The following is a 14629-nucleotide window of genomic DNA, read 5'->3' as shown; positions in this document are numbered from 1 at the left end:
TGACACCGGGCAAACCAGCGCTGGCTCCGGAAGCAAGCGTTTTTCAAACACAGCTCTATATCTGGCAAGTGCATGATTGCACAGCAACTGTGCCACAATCGCACGAATCATGCAGATTCTGCGCAGACCAAACAGGCACAACCGGCGCCGGGTAGCTTGTCCGAGGTTGTACCCAATTGAAGTAACATTGCCTTTGAATTATGTGAAGAACAGGGGCGTTCTTAATGTTTTGGATTATAGCATGGAATAAATTGAGGTTCAATACGTTTGTACAAACATTTGCACAAATGCCGTTAGGGAGGAAACCGATTTCCAAAGCTTGGAAAATGAGATTATCTGGTAATAAAATTGCACAATTCGCTAAAATACAACAAAAAATGCGGATTTTAAATTTTTATCAAATGATAAACAGAGATATTTAAAGAAATTCTGTGAAATTGAAAGAAAATAATTGATTATGTGTATAAAATGATTGAATTTGCTTAAATACACTCTGTGCAAACGTTTTAACAATCTTGCCCGCTGATGTATTATGAATTCAGGAATGAAGCGCTTTCTAAAACTTGGCGGAGCACATAAGGAAGGGTCAATTTGCAAAACATGAATTTTTTTTGAGTCTTCTGAAATCGTTTGCGCAAAGTCGGAGGCATCATGTTCAAATTAAGTGATATACAAATCGGGAGGGGTTAAAAGCAATGAATTTGAAAAAAATCATGGTTCTCACCGCATCATTGTCTATGGCAATGTCGATTACGGCGTGCGGGTCAAACAACAATAACGGGGGAAATGCAGCAGCAACCAATGTTCCTGCGAATAACGCAGCAGCAACAGACAACGCTGGTACCAACGGCGGGAATGCTCCGGCAACAGATGAGATTGTGCCTGAAGACGGCGCATCACTGGTGGTCTGGGAGAGTAAAGAAGAAAGAGCATTTGCTGAAGAAATCGCCAAGCAGTTCACCGCGCAGTACAACGTTCCCATCAAAATTGAAGAGGTAGCACCGCCCGATCAGGTCGGCAAGCTGACACAAGATGGCCCGTCAGGTCTGGCTGCAGACGTTGTCCTCATTCCTCATGATAATCTGGGTAAGGCGGTAAGCGCGAGCCTGCTGCTTCCAAACGATATTTTCGGTGAGCAGACCAAAGCTGAGAACACAGAAGCATCCATCGTAGGTTCGTCCTATGAGGGTGAACTGTACGGTTATCCGAGAGCGGCAGAAACCTATGCGCTGTTCTACAACAAATCCCTGGTCAAAGAAGCACCTAAATCCTTCGATGATGTAATTGCCTTCAGCAAAACGTTCACTGATAAAGCCAAGAACAGATACGGAATTATGTGGGAAGTCGGCAATATGTACTTCAACTATCCGTTCATCGCTACAACAGGCGGTTACCTGTTCGGCAAAGACGGCACGGACAAAGACGATATCGGTCTGAACAATGAAGGCGCGATCAAAGGTCTGAGTGAATATGTAAAGCTGAAAGAAATATTGCCGATTAAGAGCGGCGACATCAACGCAGATATCAAGCGCAGCTTGTTCAACACTGGTGATGTGGCCATGGACATCACTGGACCTTGGGAGCTTGCCGGTTATAAAGAAGCGCTGGGAGACAACCTTGGTGTCGCATCGATTCCTACCATCGACGGCAAAACGGCAATTACTTTCTCCGGGATTAAAATTTTCGGAGTCAACGCTTATAGTCAGTATCCGAATGCGGCTAAATTGTATGCCCGCTTTGCTTCCGGCAAAGACGCTCAGCTGACATTGAACAAATTGGTCGGTTCCGTGCCTACGAACAACGAAGCGCTGCAGGATGCGCAAATCACCGGCGACCCGTTCATATCCGCTTTTGCTGAACAGGCCAAGAACTCCCAGCCAATGCCTTCGATTCCTGAAATGGGTAACGTATGGAGCCCGGTAAATGCGGCACTTCCTGAAATTTGGGATAACAACGCAGATCCTAAGGCAGCTATGGACAAAGCAGTAGAACAAATTAAGGATTTGAATAACGGGGCATCTGCCCAGTAAAATCAGCTCTCCGGCAGTGTAATCATCAGCTGCCCTTGAGGCAACAAACAACCATCAACACACAGTGGAATCAAATCGCCCGCCGCATAGCTCGCGGCGGGCAGTTTCCTGAATTCCGCGCGGAGAGGAGAACGGAAGGGAAATGCAGCGATACAAAGCTAGAGCCGCAGTACTGTCGGCCATTTTTATGGGATTGGGACAAATATATAACCGCCAATTCATCAAAGGGCTTATTTTCATAGCTGTAGAAGCAGGCGCACTATTCTATTTCATTACCAATTTGGGCAGGGCCTTCTGGGGCATCACCACACTCGGGGAATCTCCAAGCCGCCTTGAAAAGGTAAAGGGCATTGCCAAAATGGTTCCCGGTGATCATTCCATCGTCATTCTGATTGAAAGTCTGATTACCCTGCTGTTCTTGGTTTTATTCCTGATTGTCTGGTACATGAATATTAGGGATGCCCTTAAAATCGGAGCAGAACGCGAAACCGGTCGTCCCTCGAATACTTTCAAGCAATCCGTACGCTATATTCTGGATTACAAATTTGCCCAGAGCTTTTTGCTGCTTCCGGGTATCGGTATTTTGTTCTTCACCATCATGCCGATTATTTTTATGATCATGCTGGCCTTCACTAACTACGCCGCACCCGATCACATCCCGCCGGCCAGGCTGGTGGACTGGGTAGGCTTTGAAACCTTCCGTAACCTGCTGGTGCTGAAATCCTGGAGCCAGACCTTTTATGGAGTACTTACCTGGACAATTATCTGGGCGGTTCTATCGACTGTAACTACTTACTTCGGCGGGATGCTCGTTGCCCTGCTGATCAACCAAAAGGGGATCCGCTTCAAGGGACTATGGAGAATGATTCTGATCATCCCCTATGCCGTGCCGCAGATGATCTCCCTCCTGCTGATGCGCAACCTGTTCAACGGACAGTTTGGCCCGATCAACCAGTATCTCGGCTACTTCGGACTTGGCGGACTGCCATGGCTGACTGATCCGTTCTGGGCGAAGGTCACGGTTATCATCGTCAACATGTGGGTCGGTATTCCGGTATCTATGCTGCTCATCATGGGCGTGCTGACCACAATCCCGCGGGATATGTATGAAGCAGCCGAAGTGGACGGGGCTACGAATTATCAGAAGTTCCGGATTGTCACCCTGCCGATGATTCTGTTCTCTACCGCGCCAACGCTGATTATGCAATTTGCCGGAAATATCAACAATTTCAACGCGATCTACCTGCTGACCGGAGGCAGTCCGGTGAAAGGTGACTATCAGTATGCCGGGTCAACGGACCTGCTGGTAACGTGGCTGTATAAGCTGACGCTGGATCAGAATAAGAATAATATGGCTTCTGCAATAGGCATTATACTCTTCATCATTGTTGCCGGGTTCTCCCTGTATAATTACCGCCGGACCAAATCATTCCAAGAGGAGGATATGATTCAATGATCATCGGACGCAAGCTTACGGGCTTTATTCGTTTGGGCCTCAGCTACATCATTCTGGTTATCCTGGCGATTGCAGCGATCTATCCGGCACTCTGGATTCTTCTGGCATCCTTCCGTCCGGGCAAATCCCTGTACAGCAAAACGCTGATTCCCGAACATTTTACACTGGCTCATTACAAAGAGTTGTTCACTTCACCGGTCTATATGTTCGGAACCTGGTACGCGAATACGCTCAAGATTGCCGTGTTCTCCATGCTGATCGGCGTGGTGCTGACGCTTTTGACCAGTTACGCCTTATCCCGGTTCCGGTTCAAAAGCCGCAAGACGACCATGTCAACCCTGCTGATCCTCGGGATGTTCCCGGGCTTCATGAGTATGATTGCGATCTATCTGCTGCTGAAGGAGTTCAATCTGCTGGATACCCATCTGGCATTGATTATCGTGTACGCTGCCGGAGCACCGCTCGGAGGGACATTGATTGCCAAAGGCTTCCTGGATACGATTCCGCGTTCGCTGGATGAAGCCGCGCGGATTGACGGGGCGAGCAACTTCGGGATATTCACACGGATTATCCTGCCGCTGTCCCGGCCGATGATCACTTATATGGCACTGACCCAGTTTGTCGGCCCATGGGTGGACTTCATCTTCGCCAAGCTGATTCTGCGGACCAAGGAGAACTGGACCGTCGCGGTCGGAATGTGGGATATGGTCAATACGATGCAGAATTCCAACTTCACGCTGTTCGCAGCGGGTGCAGTATTGATCTCTGTACCGATTATGATTCTGTTCGGCTTCCTGCAGCGCCTGCTTGTTGATGGACTGACCGCAGGGGCTAGTAAGGGGTAAAGATTTAGAGATTAAGGAAATAAGAAATACTGATGTCATTATGAATAACAGGTGCGTCCTTTATGCAGTCAACGAAGGGCTGCACCTGTATTTCGTTTGTACTTGTTACCTATACATAAAAGGGGAGAGTGTAATGAAACGGCAGCGGAAATTAAACTTCAGATCGGTTGGCGTCAAATTATTCGTGATTCTGTTCTGTACAATTGTGCTATTGTCCTCTGTGCTGGGCTTAACCTCCTATTATGCTGCTAAAAGTATCATTACCAACGAGGTAGCAGCGGCATCCTCGCAGTCTATTGTGCAGGCGGCGGACAAGCTGGACTTCCTGTTTGCTGAATATGAAGCGCTTTCAAGACAATTCGCCGTAGACTCTGCACTAAAATCAGATATGGAAACTATCCATAATCCCGGTGCCGGAACAGTAGCCAAGGTGGCAGCTGAAGACCGGATCCGCCGTAAGCTGGATTCCGTCCGGGGCTCCGATGAGCGGCTGCTGGGCGTCCGGCTGGTCGCAAGAAGCATGGTGGATGCTGAGTCCTACAAATCAACAGGCATCAGCGGCGTGCGCAGTGATGAAGGCGTTCTTGCCCGCATGAAGGAGATCGATAACGGCAAAGGCAATCCGGTCTGGTTCCCCGTACGGGCCAAAGGCTTCTTCGATGCGTACAGTGAGTCCTCGATGACAATGGGCCGTCTGCTGAGGAATATCCAGAACCCGGCAGCGGAGTATTATATGCTGATTGAGGTGAAGGGTAAAGCTCTGAGCGATGTGTTATCCAATCTGCATATCGGACTTGACGGGGAGATCCGCATTCTTGACAGGGCCGGAAATATTGTGTACGGGGCGGATAACGGGCTGCTCGGACAGCCCTCTTACATACAACCTGCGGAGGTAAAAGCTGAAGGAATGGAGCAATCCTTCACTGCGGCTGATGAGCAGGGCAGCTCACAGCTTGTGGTCTATCAGCCGCTGGTGACAGCTGACTGGACACTGCTGGGTTATGCACCGGTAAGTGATTTCACTAATTCGGCAGACCGGCTGCTCTATATTACCTTGCTGGTTGTGCTGGCTGCGGCTGTGATCGCGCTGGTGATTGGTTATATTCTGGTGCGGCTAATTGGCCGGCCGCTGGGCAAGCTGGCCCGGCTGATGGAGGAAGGCGAACAGGGGAATCTGCAGGTGCGGACGAACTTCAAGGGCCAGGATGAGATCGGGCGGCTGGGACACAGCTTCAACCGGATGATGGAGCAGATCTCAAGGCTGGCCGGCCAGAGCAGCAGTTCGGCGGCAGCGGTACTGGCCACGTCCGAGCAATTGGTGCTTGCTTCGGGTGCGACCCGCACTCATGCCAGGGAAGTGGCTGCCGCAACCGGGGAGATCGCCGGTGGGGCAGCCAGCCTGGCAGCAGAAGCGGAGAGCAGCAACCGCAAGGTGGAGCTGATGGGAGACAAGACGGACGAAGTGGCGGGGACGAATGCAGTCATGGCCGATTCCGCAGGAAAGGTCATGGCGGTAAGCGGCCAGGGAGCGGAGCTGATGAAGAAGCTGGTGGATCAAAGCGAATCTGCCCTGAAGATGATGAATCTGATTCAGGAGAACTCGGCTATGCTGCGTGACAGCACGGTGCTGATCCGCAGCATTCTCTCCCCGATGATCGCCATGAACAAGCAGACGAATATTCTGGCGCTTAATGCTTCGATTGAAGCTGTACGTGCGGGGGCTGCGGGGAGGGGCTTTATTGTCATTGCCGATGAGATCAGGGGACTCGCTAACCAATCCAGCCAGTCGATTGCGTCTGTCTCCAGAATTACGGAGGAGATCAGCGGCCATATCGAGAACACGGTTAAGGTAGTGAGTGAAGCAGCACCGCTGTTCAGCGGGCAGATAACCTCAGTCCGGGAATCCTCGCTTATCTTTGAAAGTGTGCGGGCGGAGATGGAAGTGTTCAGCGGTTATCTAAGCCAGTCTTCGGCGGCGGTTAAGGAGCTGACCGGTTATCGGCAGCAGTTGGGGCAATCCATGGCGAGTGTAATCTCGGTCGTTCAGCAGACCAGTGCCTCAACAGAAGAGGTGGCTTCGATGTCTTCACAGCAATTCATAGTGAGCGAGGAACTGGTGGCTCTGTCAGGTAAGCTGGAGGTGCTAGCGGAGAAACTGAAGCAGTCGATGGTTTCTTTTCAGGGATGAGCCGGTGTGTAGTTGATAAAGTGAAGTACTATTGCCAGAGTTTGCACATGTCGTTATAGTTGTCTGTAAAAAGCTGAAGGTGATGTTATGGATAAGCACTTATTTCTGAATGGCGGGGGCCCGCCGTTTACGCCGGATCTGGCAAGGAAGTTTAAAGATAAAGCGGGTGAAGGGGCAGGTCCTGTTGTTGTATTATTCGTGGAGCGTGGGGAGAGCTGGGAAGATTACGTGCCGGTCTATACGCGTCCGCTGGCTGATGCAGGGTTAACAGAGTTCCGTTATCTCCCGCTGCCTGCTACACCTACCGATGTTGTTGTTCAGAGCATAGAGACCTGCTCGGGTATTATCATCGGAGGCGGGGATACGGACCTGTATGCCGATTATATTGTAGATACCGCGATAGGCGGCGCTATTAAACGGAGGTATGAGTTTGGCGTTCCGGTTGCGGGGTTCTCGGCGGGAGCTTTAATCAGCCCGGAGCTGTGTATTATTTCGGCCAAGGACAACGAAAGCAGGTTGTTTGATCACCGCAAGGGCTTGAAGCTGATCCCTGAGCTGCTGCTGTCCGTACATTTTACCCAGTGGGATGATGAAGAGCATTTAAGAACCGCCCTCCGTACGTTCGGCGATCTTCCGAATTACGGGATCGATGAAGAGACAGGGATCTACCTGTTGAACGGGACGCTGGAAATGGTGGAGGGCGGCGGAGTGTATAGCGTGGTGAATGATGTTTTGACTAAAATTTATTAATCATGGCGAACAAGAGCAGAGATAGACACTTAGATAGGATCATTGAAAACAAGAGTAGAGCGCTTCGTGCCTTTGCTCTTGTTTTTCTGTGTTATTCTCTGTGCTGCACATCATAAATAAGCGAAAATCCTGCACGAAATACAACATTTCTTCTAGTCCAATCGGATGAATGAACCAATTCTTGTATTTCATACAACAATACTCTGGAAAACCCTCGGCTACATGAACTAAAGTTGTACATATACTCTAATAGAGAGAGCATTCGATAATTTCGATTCTCTGCGAGGAGGAAGCTCTGAATCTATGTGATCCTCACCGATATTCTAGTTTACATTCAAGAAATAATTCACTTATTAAGCTATGTTATTCCGGTAGTGGGCTTCAGCCTGCTTCTTGTCCTGGGTGACCTCACGGGATACACTTGTGCTATGAATACTAGCGGAGAGGGGGCATGCGGGATGCCGGAGTTGAACGGAAGTCTTTTTCAGCAGTCCTTGCTTGACGGGGATTACAGCCCGCGATTCCTGGCCTACTACTACAAGCAGTGGAGCAACTACACGATGGCCTACCATCACCATAACTCCACAGAAATCATGTATCTCATCTCAGGCAGCTGTGTGGTCGAGGTGCGGGATGAATCGGGCGGACATACTCCCTTCCGGCTGAAGCGGGGAGAAATGATTCTGCTGGATGCAGGCGTTCCGCACAGGCTGATCGTCGAAGACGGGGCCTCCTGCCGGATGCTGAATGTGGAATTCTCGTTCACAGAGTACGGCGGTGTAGCTCCCTCGGTAGGCAGGCTGGCCCGGGAGGAGGAGGCGCTGGCGGAATTGCTGCAGAGTCCCTTCGATAGTCTGGTGCTGTCAGACCAGGAAGAGGTGTTTCATGTACTAAAGGCATTGGTGCTGGAGCTGGATCAGGATCAGCAGGGGAAACGCGGTAACAGCATGGCGAATCTGCTCTTCTCGGAATTGCTGCTGCGCCTGTCCAGACTGCGGCTGGAATCGCTGCCGGTCAGCCAGCAGCCTTCACAGCTCTATGTACGGCGCGCGGTAGAGTTCCTGCACCAGAACTATGACCGGAGTATTCAAGTCAAGGAAGTCGCGCTCACTGTGAATGTCCACCCGGGCTATCTGCAGCGGATCTTCAGGACACATACCGGCCAGACCCTAACCGATTATCTGAACAGGCTACGTATGGAGAAGGCACGGATGCTGCTTGGTCAGAGTGAGATTCCGGTCGCGGAGATCGCCGATTATGTGGGCATCAGCAGCAGGCAGTATTTTCATCTCCTGTTCAAAAAGTATACCGGATGTACTCCGATCGAATACCGCAACTCGCTGGACCGCCATTCCTGGAGTGAGGAATAGAATGGTTTCCACTCTAAAGGTGAGAATTGTTGACACTATGACGGCAAAGTGGTCATGATATTGGTTACGCTTCCCCTATCCTCCTTGCTACAATGGACAGGAACCCACTATTCTTAGCCGGAGGATGATAACGATGTCTTTTAAAGTAACCTTTATCGGGGCGGGCAGTATCGGATTTACACGCGGGCTGTTGCGCGACCTGCTGACAGTACCGGAATTCCGTAATATAGAAGTCTCATTCATGGATATAAACAGCCATAATCTGCAGATGGTCACCGAGCTGTGCCAGCGGGATATTAAGGAGAACGGCCTGGATATTGTGATCGCTCCCACCACGGACCGGAGAGAAGCGTTGAAGGATGCCAAGTACGTATTTTGCACTATCCGCATGGGTGGCCTTGAGGCGTTCGCCACCGATGTGGACATTCCGCTGAAATACGGCGTGGACCAATGCGTAGGTGATACGCTGTGTGCGGGAGGGATCATGTACGGACAGCGCGGCATTGCCGAGATGCTGGAGATCTGCCGGGATATCCGGGAGACGGCTGCGCCGGATGTACTGCTCCTGAATTACTCGAATCCGATGGCCATGCTTACCTGGGCCTGCAATAAATATGGCGGTGTACGGACCATCGGACTCTGCCATGGTGTACAGCACGGACATCATCAGATCGCTGAAGTCTACGGGCTGGAGAAGTCGCAGGTCGATATTATCTGCGCCGGAATCAATCACCAGACGTGGTACATCTCCGCGAAGCATGAGGGAGAGGATCTGACGGCTGGTCTGCTGGAGGCCTTCGAGCAGCATCCGGAGTATAGCCGTACAGAGAAGGTGCGGATTGATATGCTCCGCCGCTTCGGCTATTACAGCACAGAGTCGAATGGCCACCTGAGCGAATATGTTCCCTGGTACCGCAAGCGTGCCAGCGAGATCATGGACTGGATTGATCTAGGCGTGTGGATCAACGGGGAGACAGGAGGATACCTGCGAGTCTGTACGGAGGGACGCAATTGGTTCGAGACGGACTTCCCGAACTGGATGAAGGACCCGGCTCTGGAGTATACCCGAGACAACCGTGGCGAGGAGCATGGCTCTTATATTATCGAAGGTCTTGAGACAGGAAGAGTGTACAGAGGCCACTTCAATACTGTGAATAACGGGGTAATCTCCAATTTACCGGATGATGCCATTATTGAAGCTCCAGGGTATGTAGACCGCAACGGTATCTCGATGCCGCTGGTTGGCGATCTGCCGCTGGGCTTGGCGGCTGTCTGCAACGTCAGCATCTCCGTGCAGCGTCTGGCTGTGGAAGCGGCTGTGCATGGCGATGATAAGTTGCTGCGCCAGGCCTTCATGATGGACCCGCTGGTTGGTGCAGTGTGCAATCCGAAGGAAATCTGGCAGATGGTCGATGAGATGCTGGTTGCCGGAGAACAATGGCTGCCGCAATACAGTGCAGCCATCGCTGAAGCGAAGGAACGCCTGGCCTCCGGGAATCTGATCCCGACGAATGCCGGTAACGAAGGCGCTGCCCGGCTGAAGGTGAAGACGGTGGACGAGATGATGCAGGACCGTGAGGCCGCGAACAAAAACGCCGGGGAGTCCGATAAGGGCAAGGATAGAGAGAAAGTGCACTAAATAAGTTATTTCGGCCGGAAGCAGCCCGTTTGCTTCCGGCTTTTTATTGATGGTTCGGGGATGTGAAGGTCACACAAAATAGATTGAAACCGGAAATGGAAAAATTGGGGGAGTGGCGGGAGAGGGGGTAGAGACGGGAGAGGCGTGAGAAGTGGATGTGGCGGGAGGGAGGAAAAAAGTGAAAGTGGCGGAAGAAGCGGTAGTGGCGTGAGAGGCGGAAAAAGGGGGAAGATACGGTAGTGGCGGATGTGACTGATGTGACGGATGTGACGGATGTGACGGTTGTGGCGCAAGTGGGGGAGTTACTGGTGCAGACGGCATAGTCGGAATGAAGCGGACTGAGAAGACGCTATTTTGACCAAAAGCCTCATATTGACGCTGATTCGGACTGAGATTCCGTTATCTTGTTCATTTGAGCCACAAATGAAGCCTCATCGGACAATTAACGGAATCTCTGTCCGCTTGGCCCGCGAATCTGCCCAATCTGACGGAATAGCGGAATCTCAGTCCTTTTCACAGACTGAATAGAGCCGGAGCGGGGAGACGCGCCGTTAGAACGCTCCGCCAAAACCCGAATCATCACCGCAGAACGCTCCGCCAAAACCCGAATCATCACCGCAGAACGCTCCGCCAAAACCCGAATCATCACCGCAGAACGCCCGCCAACGCCCATATCGTCACCGCAGAACGCCTTGCGGAGTACTAAGGCTCACTCCCGCACCAGCTTGTCATTTTGCAGCTTGGTAATCTTGCGGCGGATAGGCATACTTATTGAAATGAAGAACAGGGCCAGAACGATGAGCAACAGGCCCATAATAAGGTTGATTCTGTTGAGGGCGGTGGGATTATTCACAAACACCAGGAATATATTAAAGGCGCCAATGATCAGCTCCATCACCGCGAGCGAAATCCATAACCGGTATATTCTCTGATAATGCTTGATTTTGGAATCGGTATCCGAATAGATGGTAAAAGCACCCTCCGCTGCTTTTCTTCGAAAGATTACCCAGCGCGGGTTGACATATACAGTTTTGCCCGACGGCTTTTTGCCGGCTGGTACACGCTCGGCTCCGGTCTCCTCCATAAACTGCAGGTATTCGGCAGACTTGGCTTTCTTCGGATCCTCCTCCAGCAGCTCCAGCCGGTAGATGTATTCCCCCGGGGCGCTCTCTTCAAATACATAACGGGCCCAGGAGTATTCAACAAGCGCAAGACCTTTGGCGGACATGTCATTCAGCCACTGCTCTTCCTTCTCAAAATCCGAGAAATACTTGCGTACCGCATGACTCATTCCGGTTCGCCTCCTATTAGCTTTCTTCCATTAGACAGCAGTTCGTCAAGCCTGGTCATTTCGCTCAGCAGTGCAGATCTGCCTGACTCCGTAATCCGGTATTCCTTCTTGCGGGTATCCTGGCCGCCCGCCAGCGGTTCAATCCAGCCCCGCTCCACCAGCGTGCCAAGTGCGCCATACAGCGTGCCGGCGCCAAGCTCCACGCGCCCGTTACTCAGCAGCTTCACATTCTGCATAATTCCGTAGCCGTGCATCGGGGTGAACAGTGACAGAAGAATATAATATACGCCTTCTGTCAGCGCCCCGTATTCATTGCTTCCTGACAAATGCCTCACCTGCCTTAGTCTTGTATTAACGGACCCTTACATCAATTGACGTTATAGCAATCGCCGTTACATCGTCTAACGCTATATCGGCTACCGATATACATATTATATCGGTGGCCGATATAGAAGTCAATAGGACTTTGCGGAAAATACAGGCAAAAAGCAAAAAGCAAAAAGCAAAAAGCAAAAAGCAAAAAGCAAAAAGCAAAAAGCAAAAAGCATCCCCTTGCGATGGATGAATAGCTCGCAAGGGGATGCTTTTTAGCCTGGAGACGGAGGGGGAACAATGCCGAAATAAGCATCCTGTATAATGTTGTCATCTTGTTGCTGTAAGCCACGGGATACACCACAGCTTAAGCCCCGGTTGTTTTTTTACCGAAAAACGTCTTCAGCGCCTGATAGACTTCCTTCTTATCCTTAATGACATAATGCATGAACTGTTCCTGCTTCAGATGGCGGTAGGCGGACATCAGTGTGCTGCTGCGGTTGTACTGGTTCACCTCGCCATAGCCGAACATGTTGCTGCGCTTCAGGAGTTCTCCGATCAGCTTGACGCAGCGTTCATTGTCGGAGGTCAGGTTGTCGCCATCCGAGAAATGGAAGGGGTAAATGTTGTATTTGGCCGGAGGATAGCGGCTGTCGATAATCTCCAGCGCCTTCTGGTAAGCCGAGGAGCAGATGGTGCCGCCGCTCTCGCCGCGTGTGAAGAAGTCATGCTCGCTTACCTCTTTGGCCTCGGTATGATGAGCCAGGAATACAATGTCAACCTTCTCATACTGGCGGCGCAGAAAGCGGGTCATCCAGAAGAAGAAGCTGCGTGCGCAGTATTTTTCAAAAGTACCCATGGAGCCTGAGGTGTCCATCATCGCAATAATTACGGCATTGGAATGGGGAACGGTAATGTCATCCCATGTTTTGTAGCGCAGATCGTCCGGGCTGATACTGTGAATTCCCGGATTTCCGCTGCTGGCGTTGCGCCGGAGATTCTCCATCAGTGTGCGTTTTTTGTCTATGTTCGACATCATACCTTTTTTGCGGATATCGTTGAAGACGATGGACTTAACCTCGATTTCTTCCTTGTCCTTCGGCTTCAGGTGGGGAAGCTCCATATCCTGGAACAGTATATCCTCCAGATCCTCAATATCCACTTCAGCTTCGACGGTATCCTGCCCGGGCTGATCCCCCGCCTTGTCACCTTTGCCCGGTTGGGCGGACTGCGAATCGCGTCCGAGTACATCGCCTACCTGACTCTCCCCGTCCCCCTGGCCGACATGCTTCTGCTTGCGGAAATTATAGATAATCCGGTATTCATCCAGACTGCGGATCGGCACCTTCACAATCTGCTTGCCGCCCGACAAAATAATGTTCTCCTCAGTAACGAGATCCGGCAGATTGTCCTTAATGGCTTCTCTGACCTTTTGCTGGTGACGCTCCTGATCCTGATGGCCTTTGCGGTGAAGGGACCAGTCTTCTTTAGACACAACAAAGGCATATGGACCGGTTGGCTGGGGCAAGGATGACCACCTCCCATGATTCTCTTGAAATTGGTACAGGCTACACTTGTGATGGGTGCGGCTGGTTGTAACTAAAGTATATTCATGGGGATGGGGGATATGTGAGCAGTTTATAGCTGTTCGGGCGGACTCTACAGAGTAATGTAAACATCTATCGGGGATGCCCAGCCCCGTCCGGCAAGTTTATGCAACCCTGCTTACGGGGTAATCCTTATTAAGGTAAGCAGCAGGATCTGACCTTACCGTATGCTATTGAGGAGGAACCACCATGAAATCACAACGATTGCTACCTACTATCGCAACAGCCGCTCTATTAATGCTGTTCTTAACCGCCTGCGGCGGGAATTATCCGGCTGAAGCACCCGGAGAACCGTCTGCGGGCCCGACATCTGCACCTGTAGAGACCGCAGCAGCGCCAACCCCCAGCCCTGCTCTCCCGCCAAGTCCAACCGGAGCTGCAGAGGCACAGGTTATTCAGGGATCCGGCGTGTATATCGGACAGATTGATAATCATTCTGTAGAGATTGAGACTGAAGAAGGACCCACAGCCTTTGAGCTCGGTGCGGGCACAGAGAATGCGCCGGACCTGCTTGAGATGAATGATGCCGTTGTTTTTGCATATGTCGAGAAAGTAGTGGGAAGTGACGGTACCGCGATTCAGCGAGTATTATCCAGCCTGAGTAAGGCGGAAGGCGGAGAGGCTGCTCCGCAGGCTGGTGCTCTCCCTGAGACTCAGACCTTCAAGCTGACGCTGGAAGGAATGGAGGAAGAGAAGACGGCAGCACTTGCCGAGGGAGAAGGGTACTCCCTGTATGTATTCGATATCTTCAGCTTTGACGCGGCTAGCGGCAAGCTGGCGATGAAGGTAGACCCGGGGTATTACGCCGAAATTATCAAGCTTCCAGCCGATTTCAATCTGGATGCCATAGAGCAAGAGGGGAAGGCTGAGCTTGCGGCTACAGGCAAGGTTACGGCGCTTACCCGGGAAGAGCGGGACCGGAGGATGTCCGGCATCCGCTTGTATCTTACCGCAATGGGCTCTGGTCTGACACGCCAGGTTGCAGTGAAGGAAGTTGACGGCCAAGGCTATCTCATCAGGCTGAACATTCCGCAGCGGGAAGCCTCGGAAGGCTTCGGGCCTCATGTGTATGCTTCACTGGATTCACTGGTTAATCAGTAAGCGCAGAGCAGCGAAGCGGCACCGCCAGCTTACAAGATAA

Annotated in this window: 11 protein-coding genes; 8 read left to right on the top strand and 3 right to left on the bottom strand. The window is 51.4% G+C overall.

The window, feature by feature from the left end; translation table 11 throughout:
* Window positions 1–695: 695 nt before the first annotated feature.
* The 7 genes from MKX70_RS29415 to MKX70_RS29385 all read left to right on the top strand — a co-directional run bounded on the left by MKX70_RS29415 (window position 696) and on the right by MKX70_RS29385 (window position 10278).
* A complete protein-coding gene (locus tag MKX70_RS29415; RefSeq protein ID WP_340841397.1) occupies window positions 696–2030 on the top strand; it encodes a sugar ABC transporter substrate-binding protein in 1335 nt (444 codons plus the stop codon).
* 142 nt (window positions 2031–2172) lie between these two features.
* Window positions 2173–3486 (top strand): sugar ABC transporter permease, encoded by a 1314-nt coding sequence (locus tag MKX70_RS29410; RefSeq protein WP_042234405.1) that lies wholly within the window; start codon window positions 2173–2175, stop codon window positions 3484–3486.
* Window positions 3483–4331, top strand: coding sequence for a sugar ABC transporter permease (locus MKX70_RS29405; protein ID WP_042234407.1), 849 nt, complete (start codon window positions 3483–3485; stop codon window positions 4329–4331). Before MKX70_RS29410 ends, MKX70_RS29405 begins: the two co-directional genes overlap by 4 nt.
* Window positions 4332–4464: 133 nt before the next feature.
* On the top strand, window positions 4465–6519 hold the full coding sequence (locus MKX70_RS29400) for a methyl-accepting chemotaxis protein (RefSeq protein ID WP_042234409.1): 2055 nt from the start codon (window positions 4465–4467) through the stop codon (window positions 6517–6519).
* Window positions 6520–6606: 87 nt separating this feature from the next.
* Window positions 6607–7269, top strand: a complete 663-nt coding sequence (locus MKX70_RS29395) for a Type 1 glutamine amidotransferase-like domain-containing protein (RefSeq protein ID WP_340788889.1) — start codon at window positions 6607–6609, stop codon at window positions 7267–7269.
* A gap of 467 nt (window positions 7270–7736) precedes the next feature.
* Window positions 7737–8639, top strand: coding sequence for an AraC family transcriptional regulator (locus MKX70_RS29390; protein ID WP_340790227.1), 903 nt, complete (start codon window positions 7737–7739; stop codon window positions 8637–8639).
* Between the two features lie 133 nt (window positions 8640–8772).
* Entirely contained in the window at window positions 8773–10278 is a 1506-nt protein-coding gene (locus MKX70_RS29385) for an alpha-glucosidase/alpha-galactosidase (protein WP_340841396.1), read from the top strand.
* Window positions 10279–10987: 709 nt separating this feature from the next.
* Here MKX70_RS29385 and MKX70_RS29380 read toward each other — a convergent pair.
* From MKX70_RS29380 to yhbH, 3 genes are all read right to left on the bottom strand, one after another.
* Window positions 10988–11569, bottom strand: coding sequence for a DUF2812 domain-containing protein (locus tag MKX70_RS29380; protein ID WP_340841395.1), 582 nt, complete (start codon window positions 11567–11569; stop codon window positions 10988–10990).
* Window positions 11566–11895: a PadR family transcriptional regulator gene (locus tag MKX70_RS29375; RefSeq protein ID WP_042234417.1), complete on the bottom strand. Its 330-nt coding sequence runs from the start codon at window positions 11893–11895 to the stop codon at window positions 11566–11568. Before MKX70_RS29375 ends, MKX70_RS29380 begins: the two co-directional genes overlap by 4 nt.
* A gap of 353 nt (window positions 11896–12248) precedes the next feature.
* Window positions 12249–13409 carry a sporulation protein YhbH gene (gene yhbH / locus MKX70_RS29370; RefSeq protein ID WP_042135257.1) on the bottom strand — a complete coding sequence of 387 codons (1161 nt, stop codon included), beginning with the start codon at window positions 13407–13409 and terminating at the stop codon, window positions 12249–12251.
* Between the two features lie 268 nt (window positions 13410–13677).
* Here yhbH and MKX70_RS29365 point away from each other — a divergent pair, with 268 nt between their 5' ends.
* A complete protein-coding gene (locus MKX70_RS29365) occupies window positions 13678–14589 on the top strand; it encodes a hypothetical protein (protein WP_340841393.1) in 912 nt (303 codons plus the stop codon).
* Window positions 14590–14629 lie beyond the last annotated feature (40 nt).

Origin of the sequence: Paenibacillus sp. FSL R7-0312 (assembly GCF_038004445.1) — a bacterium.
GTDB lineage: Bacteria > Bacillota > Bacilli > Paenibacillales > Paenibacillaceae > Paenibacillus_AQ.
This window is presented reverse-complemented; position numbering and strand designations above follow the sequence as displayed.